At 71.2% G+C, this 19429-nt stretch carries 17 protein-coding genes and 1 pseudogene; 10 read left to right on the top strand and 8 right to left on the bottom strand.

What is annotated here, in order from left to right; genetic code table 11:
- From ADL01_RS04930 to ADL01_RS04915, 4 genes and pseudogenes are all read left to right on the top strand, one after another.
- Positions 1–861 (top strand): annotated as a pseudogene (locus tag ADL01_RS04930) (glucose-6-phosphate isomerase); the annotation flags it as partial.
- A 1-nt stretch (position 862) separates the two neighbouring features.
- Entirely contained in the window at positions 863–1705 is an 843-nt protein-coding gene (gene gnd / locus ADL01_RS04925; RefSeq protein ID WP_053740638.1) for a phosphogluconate dehydrogenase (NAD(+)-dependent, decarboxylating), read from the top strand.
- A 7-nt stretch (positions 1706–1712) separates the two neighbouring features.
- Entirely contained in the window at positions 1713–2297 is a 585-nt protein-coding gene (locus ADL01_RS04920; protein ID WP_053740637.1) for a histidine phosphatase family protein, read from the top strand.
- 116 nt (positions 2298–2413) lie between these two features.
- Positions 2414–3883: a hypothetical protein gene (locus tag ADL01_RS04915; protein ID WP_053740636.1), complete on the top strand. Its 1470-nt coding sequence runs from the start codon at positions 2414–2416 to the stop codon at positions 3881–3883.
- Between the two features lie 22 nt (positions 3884–3905).
- On the opposite strand, the gene ADL01_RS04910 is transcribed toward ADL01_RS04915, so the two are convergent.
- Both ADL01_RS04910 and ADL01_RS04905 read right to left on the bottom strand, forming a co-directional pair.
- Positions 3906–5714, bottom strand: coding sequence for a bifunctional sugar phosphate isomerase/epimerase/4-hydroxyphenylpyruvate dioxygenase family protein (locus tag ADL01_RS04910; protein ID WP_053740635.1), 1809 nt, complete (start codon positions 5712–5714; stop codon positions 3906–3908).
- 103 nt (positions 5715–5817) lie between these two features.
- On the bottom strand, positions 5818–6720 hold the full coding sequence (locus tag ADL01_RS04905) for a shikimate dehydrogenase (RefSeq protein ID WP_053740634.1): 903 nt from the start codon (positions 6718–6720) through the stop codon (positions 5818–5820).
- 121 nt (positions 6721–6841) lie between these two features.
- Between ADL01_RS04905 and ADL01_RS04900 the strand changes: the two genes are divergently transcribed.
- On the top strand, positions 6842–7504 hold the full coding sequence (locus ADL01_RS04900; protein ID WP_053740633.1) for a TetR family transcriptional regulator: 663 nt from the start codon (positions 6842–6844) through the stop codon (positions 7502–7504).
- A gap of 281 nt (positions 7505–7785) precedes the next feature.
- Positions 7786–9159, top strand: coding sequence for an MFS transporter (locus tag ADL01_RS04895; protein ID WP_199834753.1), 1374 nt, complete (start codon positions 7786–7788; stop codon positions 9157–9159).
- 131 nt (positions 9160–9290) lie between these two features.
- Here the strand turns inward: ADL01_RS04895 and ADL01_RS04890 are convergent, their stop codons facing one another.
- Positions 9291–10442: a PQQ-binding-like beta-propeller repeat protein gene (locus ADL01_RS04890; protein ID WP_234354497.1), complete on the bottom strand. Its 1152-nt coding sequence runs from the start codon at positions 10440–10442 to the stop codon at positions 9291–9293.
- Between the two features lie 235 nt (positions 10443–10677).
- Here ADL01_RS04890 and ADL01_RS04885 point away from each other — a divergent pair, with 235 nt between their 5' ends.
- From ADL01_RS04885 to ADL01_RS04875, 3 genes are read left to right on the top strand one after another with little or no spacing between them, the layout of a single operon-like run.
- Entirely contained in the window at positions 10678–11256 is a 579-nt protein-coding gene (locus ADL01_RS04885) for a TetR/AcrR family transcriptional regulator (RefSeq protein ID WP_053740632.1), read from the top strand.
- Positions 11253–12650, top strand: a complete 1398-nt coding sequence (locus ADL01_RS04880; RefSeq protein WP_053740631.1) for an MFS transporter — start codon at positions 11253–11255, stop codon at positions 12648–12650. The genes ADL01_RS04885 and ADL01_RS04880 overlap by 4 nt, the downstream gene beginning before the upstream one ends.
- Positions 12651–12704: 54 nt before the next feature.
- Complete coding sequence (locus tag ADL01_RS04875) at positions 12705–13931, top strand: serine hydrolase domain-containing protein (protein ID WP_053740630.1); 1227 nt, start codon at positions 12705–12707, stop codon at positions 13929–13931.
- Positions 13932–13967: 36 nt separating this feature from the next.
- Here ADL01_RS04875 and ADL01_RS04870 read toward each other — a convergent pair whose 3' ends face one another.
- Genes ADL01_RS04870 through ADL01_RS04860 form a run of 3 tightly spaced genes read right to left on the bottom strand, consistent with a single transcriptional unit; the run spans position 13968 to position 17358 of the window.
- Positions 13968–15146 (bottom strand): saccharopine dehydrogenase family protein, encoded by a 1179-nt coding sequence (locus ADL01_RS04870; protein WP_053740629.1) that lies wholly within the window; start codon positions 15144–15146, stop codon positions 13968–13970.
- Entirely contained in the window at positions 15143–16213 is a 1071-nt protein-coding gene (locus tag ADL01_RS04865) for a saccharopine dehydrogenase (RefSeq protein ID WP_053740628.1), read from the bottom strand. The genes ADL01_RS04870 and ADL01_RS04865 overlap by 4 nt, the downstream gene beginning before the upstream one ends.
- Positions 16210–17358 carry an NAD(P)/FAD-dependent oxidoreductase gene (locus ADL01_RS04860; RefSeq protein ID WP_053740627.1) on the bottom strand — a complete coding sequence of 383 codons (1149 nt, stop codon included), beginning with the start codon at positions 17356–17358 and terminating at the stop codon, positions 16210–16212. The genes ADL01_RS04865 and ADL01_RS04860 overlap by 4 nt, the downstream gene beginning before the upstream one ends.
- A gap of 35 nt (positions 17359–17393) precedes the next feature.
- On the opposite strand from ADL01_RS04860, the gene ADL01_RS44495 reads away from it, so the two are divergent.
- On the top strand, positions 17394–17681 hold the full coding sequence (locus tag ADL01_RS44495; protein ID WP_159049453.1) for a hypothetical protein: 288 nt from the start codon (positions 17394–17396) through the stop codon (positions 17679–17681).
- Here ADL01_RS44495 and ADL01_RS04850 read toward each other — a convergent pair.
- Positions 17654–18652 carry an ornithine cyclodeaminase family protein gene (locus ADL01_RS04850; protein ID WP_053740625.1) on the bottom strand — a complete coding sequence of 333 codons (999 nt, stop codon included), beginning with the start codon at positions 18650–18652 and terminating at the stop codon, positions 17654–17656. The two genes, ADL01_RS44495 and ADL01_RS04850, sit on opposite strands and share 28 nt — an antisense overlap.
- Positions 18653–18753: 101 nt before the next feature.
- On the bottom strand, positions 18754–19410 hold the full coding sequence (gene ribA, locus ADL01_RS04845; protein ID WP_053740624.1) for a GTP cyclohydrolase II: 657 nt from the start codon (positions 19408–19410) through the stop codon (positions 18754–18756).
- Positions 19411–19429 lie beyond the last annotated feature (19 nt).

The following is a 19429-nucleotide window of genomic DNA, read 5'->3' as shown; positions in this document are numbered from 1 at the left end:
GACTGGGTCGGCGGGCGCTACTCGTTCGACTCGGCGATCGGGCTGTCGCTGATGATCGCGATCGGGCCGGAGCGGTTCCGGGAGATGCTGGACGGGTTCTCGCTGGTCGACGACCACTTCCGCACGGCTCCCGCGGAGGCCAACGCGCCGCTGCTACTGGGCCTGTTGGGCATCTGGTACGGGAACTTCTTCGACGCCCAGTCGCACGCCGTACTGCCCTACAGCCACTACCTCTCCAAGTTCACCGCCTACTTGCAGCAGTTGGACATGGAGTCCAACGGCAAGTCGGTCGACCGTGACGGCAACCCGGTCGAGTGGGAGACCGGGCCCGTGGTGTGGGGCACGCCCGGCACCAACGGGCAGCACGCCTACTACCAGTTGATCCACCAGGGGACGAAGCTCATCCCGGCGGACTTCATCGGGTTCGCCGAACCGGTCGCGGAACTGAGCGACGAACTCAAGGGCCAGCACGACCTGTTGATGGCCAACTTCTTCGCGCAGACGCAGGCACTGGCCTTCGGGAAGACGCCGGAGGAGGTCCGTGCGGAAGGGGTGCCGGAGGAACTGGTCGCCCACAAGACGTTCCGGGGCAACCACCCGACGACCACCGTCCTCGCCCGCGAGCTGACCCCCTCCGTGCTGGGCCAGTTGATCGCGCTGTACGAGCACAAGGTGTTCGTCCAGGGCGCCGTCTGGAACATCGACTCGTTCGACCAGTGGGGCGTCGAGCTGGGCAAGGTCCTCGCCAAGCGCATCGAGCCCGCGCTCACCACGGGGGCCGACGTCCCCGGCCTCGACTCCTCCACCGCCGCCCTCGTGGCCACGTACCGCACTCTTCGTGACGCTCAGGAAGTGAACTGACATGCAGATTGGTCTGATCGGTCTCGGCAAGATGGGCGGCAACATGCGCGAGCGCATCCGCCGTGCCGGCCACACCGTCATCGGCTACGACCGCAACCCCGAGGTCTCCGACGTGAGCAGCCTCGCCGAGCTGGTCGAGCAGCTCGAAGCACCGCGCGTGGTCTGGGTGATGGTCCCGGCCGGTGCCGCGACCCAGTCCGTCGTCGACGAGCTCGGCGGCCTCCTGGACGCGGGGGACACCGTCGTCGACGGCGGCAACTCGCGCTGGACGGACGACGAGAAGCACGCCGAGGAGCTGGGCACCAAGGACATCGGCTTCGTCGACGCCGGGGTCTCCGGCGGCGTGTGGGGGCTGCAGAACGGCTACGCCCTGATGGTCGGCGGCGACAAGGCGCACGTCGAGCGGCTTCAGCCGATCTTCGAGGCGCTGAAGCCGGAGGGTCCGTACTTCTCGAAGATGGTCCACAACGGCATCGAGTACGCCATGATGCAGGCCTACGCCGAGGGCTGGGAGCTGCTGGAGAAGGTCGACTCCGTCACGGACGTGCGCGAGGTCTTCCGGTCCTGGCAGGACGGGACGGTCATCCGTTCCTGGCTGCTCGACCTGGCGGTCAACGCCCTCGACGAGGACGAGCACCTGGAGCGGCTGCGCGGGTTCGCGCAGGACTCCGGCGAGGGCCGGTGGACGGTCGAGGCGGCCGTCGACAACTCCGTGCCGCTGCCCGCGATCACGGCCTCCCTCTTCGCCCGGTTCGCGTCCCGGCAGGACGACTCACCACAGATGAAGATGATCGCGGCGCTGCGCAACCAGTTCGGCGGCCACGCCGTCGAGTCCAAGGAGTAGCAAAACCGTGGGTGACCTTCTCCTGGTCCGCCACGGCGAGACCGAGTGGAGCGCGTCGGGACAGCACACCAGCTGGACCGACCTGCCCCTCACCCCGCACGGCGAGGAGCAGGCGAGGTCCCTCGCCCCGCTCCTCGCCGGACGGACCTTCGCACGCGTCGTCACCAGCCCGCTCGCCCGCGCGGTCCGCACCGCCGAACTCGCCGGCGTGTCCGGGGCGTTGGTCGATCCGGACCTGCACGAGTGGGACTACGGCGGGTACGAGGGTCTGACGACCCACGAGATCCAGCGCACCCGGCCCGGCTGGTTCCTGTTCACGGACGGGGTACCGCACGGTCCGGCCGGGCACCCCGGCGAGTCGCCCGACGAGGTGGGCCGGCGCGCGGACCGCGTCCTGGCCCACCTCAAGGACGCGCTCGGGGAGGGCGACGTGATCCTCGTGGCGCACGGGCACTTCCTGCGTGTGCTGACAGCCCGTTACCTCGGGCTGCCGCCCGCCGACGGACGGCTGTTCCAGCTCGCCACGGGCACGGTCAGCAGGCTCTCCGCGGAGCACGACCGGCCGGTGATCGCGGAGTGGAACTCCCTTTGACAGACGCGTGGTTGAGACGCCTGCTGGTTCGGGGCAACTGAAGTGGCGATCGGGTCCGGGGTGTTGTCCCTGGACCCGATTGACATGGGTGTCCGTGGCGCGTCAGAGTCGCCCGGATGGAGATCAACGATCTGACGGCGGCCGAGGAGCGGGTGTGGCGGGCCTTCCCCAAGGGGGAGCCCGTGGACTTCCGCGAGGGTGAGGCCGAGGCCGACAACCCGGCCACCGGCTCCGACTGGGGGCCGGAGCGGACCGTACGCGCCTCGGTGCTGAGGGCCCTGCTGCTCAGCGCCCCCCAACTGGCGGGCGAGATCCCCAGACTGAGGCTGTCGGGCGCCCGTGTCACCGGGCATCTGAACCTGATGTACGCGATCGTGGACCACCCGATCCATCTGCGGTACTGCCACTTCGACGAGGCTCCCGACCTCTACGGCACCCGGCTGCGCCAGCTGAATCTGCGGGGCTCGGTGATCCCCTCGGTCAACCTCGCGAGTACGCGGATCGACGGCCCGCTGCGCATGAGCCGCTGCCGGGTGCGGGGGCCGGTGCGGCTGGGCGGTGCGGAGATCGCGGGCGCGCTCTTCCTGGACGGCGCCGAACTCACCACGTCCGACCCGTCCGTGCCGGTGCTCCAACTCCATCAGTCCGTCCTCGGCGACGGGTTCGCGGCCCCGGGGCTGCGCGTGCGGGGCGAGACACGGCTCGAGGGTGCCACGGTGGGCGGGTCAATCACCCTGGACGACTCCGACCTGAGCAACCCCGGCGGGCATGCGCTGTGCGCGCGCTCCCTCGATGTACGGGCCGACATACGGGCGCGGAACCTGCGTACCCGGGGAATCGTCGACCTGCGCGGCTCCCGGATCGCGGGATCTGTCGACTTCACCGGGGCGCGGCTGTCCAACCCCGGCGGTACCGCTCTGCGGGCCAGCAGTTGCACCATCGGTGAGCTGTGGCTGTACCGGTGCGAGCCCATCGAGGGCAGGCTGCATCTGCGCCGCTCCCGGATCGACGTCCTGGGCTTCGAGTCGGGGGTCGCCCCGGGCGAGGTGCTCTTCAACAACCTCAGCTACACGGCGCTGAATCCGCACGAGCCGGCCGACCGCCGTCTGTCCCTGCTGGAGCGCGACGGCGACGGCTATGTCCCGTACGCCTACGAACAGTTGGCCGCCGCATACCGTCATGGGGGCGACGAGGGCGCGGCCCGCCGGGTCCAGCTCGCCAAGCTGCGCAGACACCGGGCCACCCTCCCCTGGCTCGGCCGGACATGGGGCCACCTCCAGGACACGACCGTCGGCTACGGCTTCCGCCCGCTGCGTGCCGCCGTCTGGCTGTTGTCGCTGCTGGCGGTGGGCTCGATCGCGTTCGCCCTGCGTCACCCGAGCCCGCTCAACGCCGACGAGGCCCCGCAGTTCAACCCGGTCTTCTACACCCTCGACCTACTGCTCCCGGTGATCTCCTTCGGCCAGGAGGGGGCCTTCGCGCCGACGGGCGGGTACCAGTTCCTGTCGTACGTCCTTATCCTGACCGGCTGGATCCTGGCCACGACCGTCATCGCCGGGGTGAGCAGGAGCGTCGCCCGGCAGTGAGTCCGGTCTGCGGTAACTCTCCTCAGCGGAGGGGGCGTTGCGCGTGCTGGGCGGCGAGCCGCACCGGGGCGTTCTGGGCGCCGTAGCCCTGGTAGCCGCCGTCACGCTGGACCAGTTCGAAGAAGACGCGGCCCACGGTCCGTGTGTAGCAGTGCCTGAACTCGCCCTGTGCGTCACGGTCGTAGAGGATGCCGAGGTCCCGGTACGTCGCCAACTCGCCCTCGGTGAAGCCGTATCGGGCGGCCAGGTCGTCGTAGTAGTTCGCGGGCATCGGCAGCAGACTGCCGCCCGCCGCCCGGAAGCGCCGGGCGGCGGCCACCACATCGTCGGTGGCCAGCGCGATGTGCTGGGCGCGGGTCTCGTCCTCGCTGGGCGCGGGGCCGACGGCGAGCGCGACGCGTACGCTGCCACCGGAGTTGGTGACGGCCCGGCTGCGGAAGAGCCCGTACGGGTCGGCGACGTCGACGCTCTCCTGGCCGTGCAGCCCGAGCACGCTGCGGTGGAAGAGGGCGGCCTCGTCGAAGTGGTGCCAGGGCTGGGTGAGGGCCAGGTGGTCGATGCGCTCCACCCCCGCCCCGGTCCCGGCCCCGGCCTCGACCCCGGGAGCATCGAGGGGCTCGAAGTCGGTGCGCCAGTCGGGGAGTTCGGGACGATCCGTGGCGCAGAAGAAGAGTTCCGTGCCGTCGGGGGCGGCCACCGCGTCGAGCGGGGCGTCCTGCGGGCCCCGGCGGCGGGGAAGGACCGGGGCGAGCAGGGCCTCGGCCCGGCGGGCGGCGCCCTCGGGGTCCGGTGACTCCAGGCCGACGGCGGCGAGTCCGGTGCCGTCGCGTCGGGCGGCCGGTCCGGTGTTGACGAGGATGCGGGCGTCGCCGCGCTCCCAGAGGTCGACGGGCTTGCTGCGGTGGCGTGCCGTACGGGTGAGGCCGAGGGCGCCGAGGACCGCCGAGACGGGCTGTGCGTCGGGGGTGACGAGTTCGGCGAAGGCGATACCGGTGGGGAGGACGGGTTCGGGCAGCCGGGCGAGGCCGACGCTCTCCTGGAGGACCAGCAGGGAGCGCCGGGCGTCGACGGCGGTGGGTCCGGCCTCGGCCTGCCGGAACACGTCGTTGAAGACTTCGAGGGAGAGCGGACCGGCGTATCCGGCCCGGACGACGTGTCGCAGCAGACCCGCGATGTCGAAGCCGCCCTGCCCGGGGAAGCAGCGGTAGTGGCGGCTCCACTGCAGTACGTCCATGGCGAGCAGCGGGGCGTCGGCGAGCTGGAGGAAGAAGATCTTCTCGCCGGGGATGTCCTCGATCCCCTTGGGGTCCGAGCCCCGGGACAGGATGTGAAAGCTGTCGAGGCAGGTGCCGAGCGCGGGATGGCCGGCCGCCTCGACGATGCTCCAGGCGTGGTCGTACGTACTGACGTGCCGCCCCCAGGCGAGCGCCTCGTAGGCGACGCGGACGCCGAACTCCTCTGCCAGGTCGGCCAGTCGGCTCAGCTGGGCGGCGGCGAGGGCGTCGTCGTCGAGGGCGAGCGGGGAGACGCTGGAGCAGACGAGGACGGTGTCGGTGCCGAGCCGCCGCATCAGCTCGAACTTGTGCCGGGCGCGACGCAGGTTGCGGGCGAACTCGTCCTCGGGCACCGCCTCGATGTCACGCATCGGCTGGTAGAGGTCGATGGTGAGCCCGAGGTCGGCGCAGCGGGCGCGGATCTCCTCGGGGGTGAGGGGGCTGGCGAGCAGGTCGTTCTCGAAGATCTCGACCCCGTCGAAGCCGGCCCGGGAGGCAGCCGTGAGCTTCTCGGTCAGTGAGCCGCTGAGCGACACGGTGGCGATGGACGTACGCACGTCGGTACCTCTGCCTTCTCTCCGCTTCCGCGTCTGCTTCTACCGGTTCCAGTTGCTACCGGTTCCGACTGCTACCGGTTCCGGCTTCTCCTACTGCCGGCTTCTACTTCGGGGCCGGAAGCGCGCCCGCGAGCTGCGCGATGTCGGCCAGCATGCGCGTGGTGTCGGGTTCCCGGCCGGTGAAGAGACGGAACGCGTCCGCCGCCTGGAAGACGGCCATGCCACCGCCGTCGAGCGTGGCGCAGCCCGTCGCGCGGGCCGTGCGCAGCAGCTCGGTCTCCAGCGGACGGTAGACGACCTCGGCGACCCAGAGGCCGGGGTGCAGCAGCTCGGCCGGGAGGGGCAGGCCGGGGTGGGCTGCCATACCGGTGGGTGTCGCGTGCACCAAACCGTCAACGGTGCCGCCGACACCGCCGCCGTCGGCCCCGCCGATCAGCGCCGCCAGCCGGTCGGGCGTCGCGGCGTCGGCCCGGCCGACGCCGAAGTGCCGGTTGAGGGACGCGGCGAGGTCGGCGGCGCGCTCGGGCAGCGCGTCGACGACGGTGACCCGGCCCGCGCCGAGGGTGAGCGTGGCGTGGGCGACGGCGGCGCCCGCGCCTCCGGCCCCGAGCTGCACGACCCTCTCCAGCGGGGCGTCGGGCAGACCGCGCGCGAAGGACGCGGCGAAGCCGGTCACGTCGGTGTTGTGGCCGGTCGCCCGGCCGTCCGCGAAGACCACGGTGTTGACGGCGCCGAGCGCCTCGGCTCGTGGATCGAGGGCGTCGAGGTGGTCGATGACGAGTTGCTTGCAGGGATGCGTGATGTTCAGCCCGTCGAAGCCGAGGTCACGGGCGGCCCGTACGAGATCGCCCACCGCGTGTGCCTCGACGCCGAGCACGTCGATGTCGATCAGCCGGTACAGATAGCGCAGCCCCTGCCGGTCGGCCTCCCGTTCGTGCAGCGCCGGACTCAGCGACGGGCCGATGCCGGAGCCGATGAGCCCGACGAGAAACGAGTCCTTGGCCACGACCGACCTCCACTAATGTACGAACTAGTACGTTAGCTATATCAGCACGACCGGGCTCCGGGGAAGCCCCTCACGAGGGCTTCTAGAATCACGGGACTGGCCCCTCGCCCGAAGGAACCCGATGACCAGCGTCGAAGAACCGGCACACACCGGCGGGCGCATCCGCGACGCCGCCCGGACCAGGGCCGAGATCCTCGACGTGGCCACCAAGGAGTTCGCCCGGGCCGGTCTGGCGGGCGCGCGGGTGGACGAGATCGCCGCCCTCACCCGCACCACGAAGCGGATGATCTACTACTACTTCGGCGGCAAGGAGCAGCTGTTCACGGCCGTACTGGAGCGCGCGTACACCGTGATCCGGCAGGCCGAACAGGAGCTCGACGTCGAGCACCTGGACCCGGTCGCGGCCATCCGGCGCCTGGCCGAACTCACCTTCGATCACCATGAGGCGCATCCCGACTTCATCCGCCTGGTCAGCATCGAGAACATCCACGAGGGCGAGCACATCACCGCCTCCGCACAGCTCGGGAAGATCGGCTCGCCCGCGCTGGAGGTGATCCGCCGGATCCTGGCGTCGGGCCGCGAGTCGGGCCTGTTCACGGCCGACGTGGACGCCGTGGACCTGCACGCCATGATCAGCTCCTTCTGCTTCTTCCGGGTGTCCAACCGGCACACCTTCGGCGCGCTGTTCGGCCGCGACCTGACGGCCCCGGACCGGCGCGAGCACTACCGGGCGATGCTCGGCGACATGGTCATCGCCTATCTGACGGCGGACCGTACGGCCTGACGAGGCGGGCGTACGGGCGGCGAGGGGCTGCGCGGGGCCCGCGAGGCGCCGGCGAGAGGCCGGGAGAAGCCGCAGAGGCAAGATCCTTCGACGTGACCTCTTGACACCCGGGAAACGCGGGCGCAACATCCGTAGCCAACCGCTACTAACTACCCAGTGGGTTAATTAGCCGGACAGTCACCGGCGCCGCCGCCCCATCACCCCCAGGGATCCGGCACCCTCCCCCCTCCCTCCCCTCCGCTCACTCCACCTAGGGTGGAGTTCCCTCGAAGGAGCATGCCGTGGCGGATTCCGTCGCACCGCGCGACCCCGTAGCACCCCTGGACGACCCGCCCGGCGGCCAGCCGAAGAAGGCCGCCACGGCCGCCTGGATCGGCAGCGCGCTGGAGTACTACGACTTTTTCATCTACGGCACCGCGGCCGCCCTGATCTTCCCTAAGGTCTTTTTCGACGAGTCCGACCCGGCCACGGCGACCCTGCTGTCCCTGGGTACGTTCGGTGTCGCGTACGCCGCCCGCCCCGTCGGCGCGCTCTTCCTCGGGCACTTCGGCGACCGGGTCGGCCGTAAGAAGATCATGGTCTTCACGCTGATCCTGATGGGCCTGTCGACGTTTCTCATCGGCTGCCTCCCCACCCGCGCCCAGGTCGGCGGCCTCGCTCCGGTCCTGCTCGTGCTCTGCCGTGTCCTCCAGGGCATCTCGGCCGCCGGTGAGCAGGCGAGCGCGAACTCGATGACCCTCGAACACGCCCCGCCGGGCCGGCGCGGCTTCTTCACCAGCTTCACCCTGAGCGGCACCCAGGGCGGCCAGCTCCTCGCCACGCTCGTCTTCATCCCGGTCGCCGCGATGCCCGAGGAACAGTTGCTGTCCTGGGGCTGGCGGGTGCCGTTCTGGCTGAGCATCGCGGTCGCCGTCGCCGGCTACGTGATCCGCCGCAAACTGGCGGAGACCCCGGCCTTCGCCCAGCAGGCCGCCACCGAAGGCGTCGTGAAGATGCCGCTGCTGATCCTGCTGCGCGAGCACTGGGCGGACGTGCTGCGGGTGATCGGGGGCGCGATGGTCGCCTCGGTCTCCACGATCTTCACGGTCTGGGCGCTGGCGTACGCGACGAGCGACTCCGTCGGCATGAGCCGCTCGTCCATGCTGTGGGTGGCCGCACTCGCCAACGTGGTCGCGCTGGCCGCGATCCCGCTCTGGGCCACGCTGTCCGACCGCATCGGCCGCCGCCCGCTGTTCCTGGCCGGCGCCGCCGGCAGCGGGGTCATGATGTTCGCCTACCTGTGGGCGATCTCCACCGGCTCCTACCCGCTCATCCTGGTCCTCGGCGTCATCACCTTCGGTGTGGTGTACAGCGCCGCGAACGGCACCTGGCCGTCCTTCTACGGCGAGATGTTCTCGACCCGGGTGCGCCTGTCGGGCATGGCGATCGGTACGCAGATCGGCTTCGCCGTCGCCGGTTTCGCTGTCACCTTCGCGGCGGAGATCGCCGGTCCGGACGGGGACGACTGGTTCTCCGTCGCCCTGTTCACGGCGGCACTGTGCCTCCCGCCGGTGCTGGCCGCGCTCACGGCGCGCGAGACACACCGGGTGCCCACGGAACGGCTCGGTGAGCGCGACGCCGAGAATCTTGCGGAGCGCGCGACCGTGTCGGCCTGAGCCGCACTGCCTCAAGTCCCCGGCGGTGACAGGCCGTTCCGGGGCTTGGGCGTGCGCGGCGCCTCGCTTGTCACCCTGTGCGGGGACCAGCGGGTGGCCGCCGGGACCGGCCGCCACCCCCGCCCCACCGCTCACTGCCCGTACGCGACCAGCAGGTCGGTGGCCGGAACCACCACGAGGCCGCCGCCCGCACCGAGACCGGTCAGCGGCTGGGACACGTTGTGCTCGTCGGGCGCGTCGATCGACGCGCCGACGTCGGTGGACCAGACGGACTGACCGGTGGCGCCGTTGAGCGCCCACAACCGACCGCTGCGTGAGCCGACGTAGACGTAGCCGTTCACGACGATCGGCGCCGTGCTGATCTCGCCGTCACCCTCGAACTTCCAGCGACTGGCCAGGGTGCGGCTGTGCCGCTCCTGAAGGACACCGTCGTCGACGAAGTAACCCTGACGGCCGTCGAAAGCCGGTGCCGGCGACCAGCCCGCGGCCTCGTAGGTGCCCCGGACCTTCCCGTCGGCGGCGTTGAGGACCGTGGGGACCATCCCGGCGTCGTCACGGACCCAGACACCGCCGTCGGCGAGAACCGGGGTGCGACCCCCGCCGCCGGAGCAGTCCGTCTGGTGGCGCCACAGCGGGTCGCCCGACTTGGGGGCGAAGGCATACGTCTGCTCGCAGGCGTACGAGACGTACACCCCGCCCGCCGTGACGGCAGGCGAGCTGTTGTCCCCGTTCGCGACAGGCCGGGTCCAGAGCACCGCACCGCTGGCCGCGTTCACCGCGTACAAGGTGCCGCCCGAGCCGGCGCCACCCGTGTACACCACGCCGTCGGCGAAAGTGGGCGGGGAGGTGAAGGAGTACTGCCCGGGCAGCGAGACGCTCCAGGTCTTCTTCCCGTTGGCCGGGTTGAACGCGGTCAGCACGCCGTCGTAGTTCTGGGCATAGAGCCGGCCGCCCCCGTAGGCGAGGGCGGACCACCAGTAGGTGCCACCGAGGTCCACGGGCGCCCAGGCGTTCTGTCCCGTGGCCGCGTCCATGGCGTAGAGGACGGTTCCGTACCCGTCCGGCGAGGAAGCGGTGGCGAAGACGCGCCCGCCGGCCACGATCGGGTAGGAGACGTTCCCGCCCAGGTCGCGGGACCACTTCCGGCTGAGCGGCGGCGCGCCCACAGCGGTGTCGACGAGGCTGCCGTCGTGGCGGGCGTTGATCTGGTAGGCGGTCGAGGCGCCGGTCGTGATCGACTGTGCGCCGGCCGGCGTCACGAGCCCGAGAACGGACAGCGCCACGCCTAACAGGACGGCGATAGTTCTTCGAAGATTCACTCAGACATCCCTCATCCTCCGGCATCGCCGTGGCGATGCGCGCGGGTGGATCAGTTCCGGGTGCGGTTGCCCCCTTCCGGGTCTCATAGTCCTTCACCGGCACCCCAACCGCTCTCTATTTTCGGGCAGTTGGAGACGTCACGAGCGAGCCCGCAGAATTCAGTAGACACTGTCTACCAACCCCTGGTAGACAGTGTCTATGAGTGACTCTCTGCGTACCCGCCTCATCGATGTCGGCGTCGACCTGGTGACCTCGGAAGGCGTCCACGCGCTCAGCCTCCGGGAGATCGCCCGCCGGGCCGGCGTCTCGCACGGCGCCCCTCGCCGCTACTTTCCGACCCATCTGGAGCTGCTGTCCGCCATCGCCCGCCGTGGCTTCACCGAGCTGGCGGCCAGAGGTTCACAGGCGATCGAGGACAGCGGGCGCACCGCGACGGGACCCCGGGAGCAGATCGGCATCCTCGGGCGCGAGTATCTCGACTTCGCGCTCACCAACCGGGGCATGCACGAGCTGATGTTCCGTCATGACCTGTTGGAGAGCAACACGTTGGGGCTGCGGGACGCCAGTCTGCCCGTCTTCGCGCTGCTGGTGGATCTCGTCGGGCGGGCCCGGCCGGACGCCGACGCCCGGCTCCTCGCCGGGTCCCTGCTGGCGAACCTCTACGGCATCGCCCAGCTCTGGTCCTGGGGAAGCCTCCAACTCGCCACGGGCGCCGACGACTTCGCTCCCCTGTTGCGTACGGCCCTCGACGCGCACCTCGGGCCGGAGGGACGGTGAGCGCGCATCAGCACCGGGGGTCCAGGCGCAGTGCTCTCGCGTGCAGTGTGATCGGGGCGGTGGTCGTCGCTCTCGACGGCACCGTGCTGACCATCGCGCAGCCGACCCTGCAACGGGATCTGCACGCCTCCTTCGCCGAGGTCCAGTGGACGAGCACCGCGTATCTCATCGCGGTGGCGAGTCTGCTCGTGTTCGCCGGGCGGCTCGGGGACCGGTACGGGCATCAACGGCTGTTCGCCATCGGGATGTCGGGGTTCGGGGCCGCGTCGGCGGGCATCGGGTTCGCGTCCGGGGTGGGCTGGGTGATCGCGCTGCGGGCCGTCCAGGGGGTCTTCGGCGCGCTGCTGCAACCCGCGACGCTCGGGATGCTGCGCGCGGCGTACCCGCCCGACCGGCTGGCGATGCCGATCGCCCTGCGGACCAGTGCGATCGGGGTGGCCGCGGCGGCCGGTCCGCTGGTGGGCGGCGTGCTGGTGACCCAGCTGGGCTGGCGGGCGGTGTTCTTCCTCAATGTCGTACCGGCGCTGGTACTGGGCGTACTGGCGTCGGTCGTCCGTGCCCCTGACACGCGTCCCTCGTCAGAGGCCGGCCACGGGCGGCTCGACCTCCCCGGTGCCGCCCTGCTCGCGGTCTCCCTCGCCTGCCTCGTGTACACGCTCGTCGGCGTCCCGGAGGACGGCTGGAGCCCGTCGGCCGCGCTGGCGCTGCTCACGGCGACGGGCGCGGGCCTCGTTCTCGTACGCCATGAACAGCGTACGGCCGACCCTCTTCTGCCGTACGACGTGCTCGGATCCGGGGTCGTGGGCGCCGCGCTGGGCCTTCTCGTGGCCGCTTCGGCTGCGATGTTCGGCACACTCTTCGTGGCCAGTTACGTACTCCAGGACGAGCTCGGTATGGACCCGCTGCGGACGAGTCTGGCCGCGCTGCCGGGCGGCGCGGCGATGGTGCTGGGAGCGCCGTTGGTCGCCGTACTGCAGCGGCGGTACGGGGCCCGGCGTACGACCGTGGCCGGTCTGGTCATGCTCGCGCTGGGGGTGTCCGTGCTGTTCCGGGCGGCGGGGGTTGTGCCGGTCGGCGGTGGGTTTATGCTGCTCGGAGCGGGTTTCGCCACCGTGATGGTGACCGCGACGGCGGTGGTCGTACGGCAGGTCCCGGCCGGGTCCGCGGGCGTGGCGGGCGGGTTGCAGCAGACCGCGATGAACGTCGGCCCGGTCCTCGGGGTGGCCACGACGGCCGCTCTCGCCGCCGTCACCGACGGACCGCGGACTGCTCTGCCCGTACTCGCGGGAGCGGCCCTCGTCGGCGTACTCGCCGCCCGGAAACTGCCGGTCACGGACGACGGAATGGCGACGCCTGCCGGATCCCTGCGTCACCATGGGGGGTCCAATGCCTGAGGTGATCCTTTCGGGGTATGACAGGACGGCACTTCAAGCGACCGGAGGGGAACGATGGCACAGCTGCGACAAGAGGCCGAGCCGAGCGAGGTGGGACTGGACGCCAAGGCGCTGGACCGCCTTGACCAGCACTTCGCCCACGTGGTGGACGAAGGACGCCTCCCCGGCTTCCTCGTGTCCGTGGCCCGCGCCGGCCGCGTCGCACACCTCACCACGTACGGCCGGCGGGACCGGGCCGCTGGACTTCCGGTCGAGCCCGACACGCTGTGGCGGATCTACTCCATGAGCAAACCGGTCACCTCGGTCGCCGCGCTCACCCTGATGGAGGAGGGCCGGATCGCGCTCACGGACCCCGTGTCCCGCTTCCTGCCCGAGTTCGCCGAGCCGAGGGTGTATGTGAGCGGTTCCGGTGACGACCTCGTCACCCGGCCCGCCCAACCCCTCCTGATCCGGCATCTGTTGACCCATACGGCGGGCCTCACGTTCGCCTTCTACCACTCGCACCCCGTGGACGCCCTGTATCGCGCCGCCAACCTGGAGTCCTCGGTGGTGCCGGGCTCGACCCTGGCCGAGACGTGCGCGGTGTACGCGAGTCTGCCGCTCCAGTACGAGCCGGGCACCCAGTGGAACTACTCGGTCGCCACGAACGTCCTCGGCCGGGTCCTCGAGGTGGCTTCCGGGCAGCCGCTGGACGAGTTCGTCGCCGACCGCGTCTTCCGCCCGCTCCGTATGACGGACGCCGGATTCTGTGTGAACGCCGAACAGGCGGGCCGGCTGGCCGAGTTGTACGGTGAGACCGAGGACGGCGGCATCGAGCCGACCCTCGGCCTGCCGCTGAAGGGCCGGCCCCGGTTCCTGTCCGGCAGCGGCGGTGTGGTCGCCAGCGCCCACGACTACCACCGGTTCATGGAGATGCTGCGCCGGGGCGGCGAACTCGACGGCGTCCGCGTCCTGTCGGCCGAGACCGTGGCCCTGATGACCTCCAACCACCTGCCCGGCGGCGCCGACCTGCGCACCTTCGGCGCCCGCCCGCATGACGAACCCGGCAACGCGGGCGTCGGTTTCGGCCTCGGGGTCTCGGTGGTGATCGACCCGGACCGCACCCTCGCCCCGGCCGGCCTCGGCACATACGGCTGGAGCGGGGTGGCGACGACGACGTTCTGGGTCGACCCGAGCCGTGATCTGACGGTGCAGTTCATGACCCAGGTACGGCAGAGGGCCAGTCGGCCCTACTGGCAGGACCTCAAACGACTGGTGCACGAGGCTGTCCTCACCGACTAGCGCCGCCACCAGCAGCAGGCGGGGAGCGCGCCGTCGTCAGCCGACGGTGAGTCTGAACTCCAGTCCCTCCCCGCCGAGTTCGCTCAGCCACTCCTCGGAACGCCGGGCCGTCTCGGCGGCGCGGCTCAGGCCCGGCGGCAGCGAACCGTCGAGGATGTGCCGGACGCCCAGGGCCAGCGTGCGGGAGACGCAGCGGGCCATCGCGCTCTCGGCCGCGTCGCCCTCCAGGTCGAGCAGATAGCGCCCGGTCCAGCTCCGCCGCCGTCCGGAATCACCGTCCTCCCCGTCCGCGTCCACCTCCAGGGAGACGGCCAGGACCACGCGGTCGCGGTCGGCGTCGGTCGTCGGGTAGCGCGCCGCCAACTCCCTTGCCAGGGCGCCGATCCGCTCGTCGTCGCCGCCCTTCAGCTCCTCGAAGACGGAGTCCCAGGCGTCTCGCCAGCCGTCCAGCCGCAGGGTGCCCCGGACGAAGGTCCGCGCCTTCCAGGCCGTCGGCAGCTCGTACTGCTCGACGAACGGCACGCTGTCCCGGTTCGGGTACACCTCGAAGGTCTCCCCGTCGATCCCGTGCGGACGCGTCACCTCCCAGGGCCTGTCGGCCACGGTCTCGGCGCCGTCCTCGATGTAACGGGCGGGCGAACGAAGGGCGCCCAATACTCCGGCGGGCGCCCAGCTGAACCGGTACCTGAAGTCGTTGGGCACCGCCGGGACGCCTCCGCAGTACGACGTGAGGCGGTACGAGGCCGGCCTGTCCGCGCCGATCGCGTGCTCGGCGCGGGTGACCAGGCTGTGCGCGAAGAGGTGGTCGATGCCCGGGTCGAGCCCGCACTCGGTGAGGACGACCAGACCGGCCGTCTCGGCCGCCGGCACCTGTTCGAGCACCGCCTCCGACACATAGCTCGAGCACGCGAAGTGGGCCCCGCCCCGAACACAGGCCGCCAGCAGCGGGCCGTGTGCGGGCGCCGGGAGCATGGAGACGACGATGTCCCCGGGGGCCAGTTCGGCGGTGAGCGCGGGGAGGGTGTAGGCGCGGGGTTCGGCGCGTCCGGTGAGGCCCAGGTGGGCCAGGGCCTCGGTCGCGCGGCCCTCCGTACGGTGCCACACCCGCACCTGTCGCACGGCGTCACTGTCACACAACGCGGCCAGTCCGCCGCCCGTGGACAGACCCGCGCCGATCCAGTGGACGGTGCCGCTCGCGGGAACCGTTTCCGTCATGCGCCCACTCCCCCTTCGCTGCCCGACTCGCCCTTGACCAGGCCGAGTTCACGGCACGTCTCGTCGAACCGGGCCAGACAGCGGCCCCAGGGGCCGCCCACCTCGAAGTCGAGCAGCTGGGGCACCAGGGCCGCCGAGAAGTCGGCGCTCGCCTCGCGGGGCAGCAGCGACGGCAGGTTGTCGATGGCGATCAGGTCGAGCGGCGGCTCGTCCCGCAGCCGGCGCACCGGGGCGTCCCAGGTGGTCGCGGTGTCGTACACCGGGAGCAGGTTCATGGGCGAACCGACGTCGACGGTGACGTCCGAGAGGGTACGCAGACGGCGGCCGGAGGTGTCCAGATCGTCGTCCGTCAGGAACGGCGGGACCGGGGTGGTCGTGAGGACGGTGTTGACCAGCAACTCGTGGGCCAGCAGGGCCGGTCGGTCCAGATTCCGGGTCTCGGCCAGGTCCCAGCAGGTGGGGTCGATCCCGGCCTCGTCGAGCGCGACCCGCGCGCCCCGGCCGCTGCGGCCCAGGGCGCCGATCACCAGCGCGCTCATCCGGGTCCCGGGCGACCGGAGTTCGGCCTCCAGTGCCTCCTTGGTGGTCGGCAGCAGCGGAGTTGTCAGCCTGCCCCGGTGCTGGAGCACAGCGAGGGCCGCCCCCAGATATCCGGCCCAGTAGCCGAAGGCGGCGAGCCGGCGCCCCTGCTCGTCCGCCAGGTACTCCAGGTCCAGCAGCGCCCCACCCCCGGCGACGAAGCGGCCGAGCAGCTCCGCCGCGCCCGGCTGGCCCTTGTAGGCGTGCCCGAAGTAGATGTGCTGGTGGCGCAACTCGCCGAACTGGTCGGGGAGTTCCTTGAGGCCGACGATCACCGCGTCCGGGGGCGCGGAGACCCAGGACCCGGCGTCGGCGGTGCCGCAGCCGACCGCCTCGTACTCCTCGGTGGGGAAGATCCGCTGCGGGGACTCCTCGACGGTCAGGCGCACCCCCTGCTCGACGAGCCGGCGGGCGTCGGACGGGACGACGGGTGTACGGCGTTCGGTCGTACGGGTCTCGTGGCGCAGCCACAAGTGGAGCTCGGTCATACGAGGTTGACCTCCGGGCGCAGGGCATCGGCCGCGAAACGGCCGGCGTTCAAGGGGCTGATGTCGACGAAGGGTACGCGGCCCAGATAGAGGTCACGGACCACCTCGCCGACGGCCGGCCCCTGGAGGAAACCGTGGCCGGAGAACCCGGTCGCGTAGAGGAACCGGGACGGTGAACTCGCCTCCCCGATCAGGGCGTTGTGGTCCGGGGTGATCTCGTACAGGCCCGCCCAGCCGCCGGTGCGGCGCAGGTCGAGCAGGGCGGGCGCCCGGTGTTCCATCGCCTCGTACAGCCGGGGCATCCAGCGGTCGTGGGTCTCGGTGGCGAAGCCGATCGTCTCGTCGGGGTCGGACATGCCGAGGAGCAGTCCGGGTCCCTCGGTGTGGAAGTAGAGGCTGCTGCTGAAGTCGATGGTCATGGGGAGCGTCGGCGGCAGGCCGGGGACCGGTTCGGTGACCGCGATCTGGCGGCGCAGGGGGTCCACGGGCAGGTCGACGCCCGCCATCGCGCCGATCGCCCGGGACCAGGCGCCGGCCGCGCAGATCACGGTGTCGGTGGCGATGCGCCCCTGGTCGGTGACCACGGCCGTGATGGTGTCGCCGTCGCGTTCGATGCCGGTGACCTCGGTGCGCCGCAGGACGGTGGCACCGTGGCGGCGGGCAGCGGCGGCGTAGCCGTGGACGACCGCCTCCGGCGTGCAGTGGCCGTCGTCGGGCGAGTAGGCCGCCGCCAGTAGTCCGTCGGTGGTGATGAGCGGGGACAGCCGCTGTGCCTCGGCGGGGGTGAGCATCCGGCTGGGGACGCCCAGGCCGTTCTGGAGCGCCACGCCCGCCTCGAAGGACGCGACGTCCTCGGGTGTGGAGAGGAGGAAGAGATAGCCGACCCGGTGCAGTCCGATGTCGTGCCCGATCTCCTCCTGAAACCGCCCGAACGCCTCCAGGCTGCGCGCCCCGAGCTGGATGTTGAGCTCGTCGGAGAACTGCGCCCGGACCCCGCCGGCGGCGCGTGAGGTGGATCCGGAGGCCAGTTCGTCGCGCTCGACGAGGACCACGTCGCGCACACCGGCCCGAGCCAGGTGACAGGCGATGCTCGTGCCCATCACCCCACCGCCGATCACGACCACGTCCGCCCGCGTCACGCTCATCGACCCTCCGCTCATCGACCCTCCGCACGTGCCAGGTGAACGACAGCCCCGGCCGCCCCCGCGTCCTGCGCGCCGAGGCCGACGCTGTTGTAGAAGCCGACACCGTGGAGACCGCTGCGGCCGGTGCACCACGCACCTTTCTCCCCAACGCCCGTCGCATCCACACCCACCAACACCACACTCACCGCCGCGTCCCGCGCACCCAGCCCCGCACCCCCGCAGAAGACGACACCGTCGAAGCCGCGGCGCCCGCTGCACGCACCCTTCTCCCCAACGCCCGCCACACCCACCACACTCACCGCCCCACCCCCCTCACCGCGTGAATGACCGCCCAGGCCGCCGCCGCGTCCTGCACGCCCAGGCCGACGCTGTTGTAGAAGACGATGTCGTCGGGGCCGGTGCGGGCGGTCCGGGTGCCCGTGAGGACCTCGCCGAGCCCGATCAGGTCCTCGCGGGTCAGCAGACGGTCCCGCAGGGCGTCGACCACCGGTCCGGCGTGTGCCGCCGCTGTCGCCGGGTCGTCGACGACGACGGCCGCCGCCCGCCGTACGACCTCGGCGTCGACCTCGCTGCGGGTCGGCTCGAACGAGCCCACGCTGACCACCGTGCACCCGGGCGCGAGCCAGGCGCCGCGTACGACGGGGGTGGTGCTGAGGGTGCAGGCCGCGACCATCGACGCCCCGGTCACCGCCTCCCGGGGCGTGCCGGTCGCCTCGGCGGCGACACCGAGTTCGGCCGCGAGCAGTTCCGCCGCCCGCGCGCGCCGCTCCGGGTTCGGGCTCCACACCCGTACGGACTTCAGGTCCCGTACCCGGGCGACCGCCCGCGCGTGCGCGAGTGCCTGGGTGCCCGAGCCGATGAGGGCCAGTTCGGCGCTGTCGGCGGTGGACAGCGCGTCGAAGGCCACGGCGCTGGCGGCGGCCGTCCGCAGGGTCGTGACGGCCGTGCCGTCCATGACGGCGGCGAGTTGGCCCGTCACCGGGTCGAGGGCGGTGATGACGGCGTGCACGGTCGGCAGGCCGGCCGCCGCGTTGCCGGGGTTGACGCTGCCGAACTTCGCCACCGCGCCGGTGTCCCGGGACAGCCGGGAGACGTACGCGAAGACCACACTGTCGTCGAAGCGGCTGGGATGCATGATCTTCCCGGGCAGATCAGGAAGCTCGGGCCGATCGGGCGCACCGGCACCACCCGCGCCCAGCGCACCGAACGCCGCGCGCTGCGAGGCGATCGCCGTGTCGGCGTCGAGGAGGGCCGTCACCCGGTCCCGGGAGAGGAAGAGGACGTCGTCGGTCATTCCCTCTTCCTTTCCGGAATCGGGGCTTCTGGCACCCCCCGCGCGCGTCCGAGTGACGCGCGCCCCCTGATTGGGGCTCCCGGCCGGGTCTCCCGGTCAGGTCAGGACCAGTGCGCCACCGCGTCCAGGTGCGGCAGGACGTGGTCGAGACGCTCCCGCTTGGTCCGCAGGTAGGTGATGTTGTTCTCGCACGGCGGGATCAGCAGCGGCACGTCCTCGGCGATCTTGATGCCGTGACGGAGCAACGCCTCGCGCTTGCGCGGGTTGTTGGACATCAGGCGCACCGAACGGACACCGAGGTCGTGGAGGATCTCCGCGGCGACGCCGTAGTCACGGGAGTCCACCGGCAGGCCCTGCGCGAGGTTCGCCTCGACGGTGTCCAGACCCTCCGACTGGAGCTGCATCGCGCGGAGCTTGGCGAGCAGACCGATGCCCCGGCCCTCGTGCCCGCGCAGGTAGACGAGGATGCCGCTTCCCTCGGCGACTATCGCGCGCAGCGCGGAGTCGAGCTGGTCGCCGCATTCGCAGTGCTGGGAGCCGAAGGCGTCACCGGTCAGGCATTCGGAATGCAGCCTGGTGAGAACGTCGTCCTCGGCTATCTCGCCGTAGACCAGCGCCACTTGCTCGTCACCGCGATCGTGGTCCATGTAACCGACCGCCTGGAAATCGCCGTACACGGTGGGCAACGGCGCATTCACCACGCGTTCGACTCCCGAGGGCTGGGAGGCTTTGCCGAGTACGCCAATTTTTTCTGTCATGATCTGGTTCCTAAGCAGA

It is taken from the genome of Streptomyces sp. NRRL WC-3618 (assembly GCF_001280005.1).
In the GTDB taxonomy this organism is placed as follows: Bacteria; Actinomycetota; Actinomycetes; order Streptomycetales; family Streptomycetaceae; genus Streptomyces.
The sequence above is the reverse complement of the archived record's forward strand: the minus strand, read 5'-3'. Positions and strand labels throughout refer to the sequence as shown.

What these genes read in the sequence shown, in the direction of transcription:
- ADL01_RS04850 (WP_053740625.1), bottom strand. Translation starts at nt 18,652, where the DNA reads ATGACCGACGACGTCCTCTTCCTCTCCCGGGACCGGGTGACGGCCCTC.
- ADL01_RS04865 (WP_053740628.1), bottom strand. Translation starts at nt 16,213, where the DNA reads ATGACCGAGCTCCACTTGTGGCTGCGCCACGAGACCCGTACGACCGAA.
- ADL01_RS04870 (WP_053740629.1), bottom strand. Translation starts at nt 15,146, where the DNA reads ATGACGGAAACGGTTCCCGCGAGCGGCACCGTCCACTGGATCGGCGCG.
- ADL01_RS04885 (WP_053740632.1), top strand. Translation starts at nt 10,678, where the DNA reads ATGAGTGACTCTCTGCGTACCCGCCTCATCGATGTCGGCGTCGACCTG.
- gnd (WP_053740638.1), top strand. Translation starts at nt 863, where the DNA reads ATGCAGATTGGTCTGATCGGTCTCGGCAAGATGGGCGGCAACATGCGC.
- ribA (WP_053740624.1), bottom strand. Translation starts at nt 19,410, where the DNA reads ATGACAGAAAAAATTGGCGTACTCGGCAAAGCCTCCCAGCCCTCGGGA.
- ADL01_RS04900 (WP_053740633.1), top strand. Translation starts at nt 6,842, where the DNA reads ATGACCAGCGTCGAAGAACCGGCACACACCGGCGGGCGCATCCGCGAC.
- ADL01_RS04860 (WP_053740627.1), bottom strand. Translation starts at nt 17,358, where the DNA reads ATGAGCGTGACGCGGGCGGACGTGGTCGTGATCGGCGGTGGGGTGATG.
- ADL01_RS04875 (WP_053740630.1), top strand. Translation starts at nt 12,705, where the DNA reads ATGGCACAGCTGCGACAAGAGGCCGAGCCGAGCGAGGTGGGACTGGAC.
- ADL01_RS04915 (WP_053740636.1), top strand. Translation starts at nt 2,414, where the DNA reads ATGGAGATCAACGATCTGACGGCGGCCGAGGAGCGGGTGTGGCGGGCC.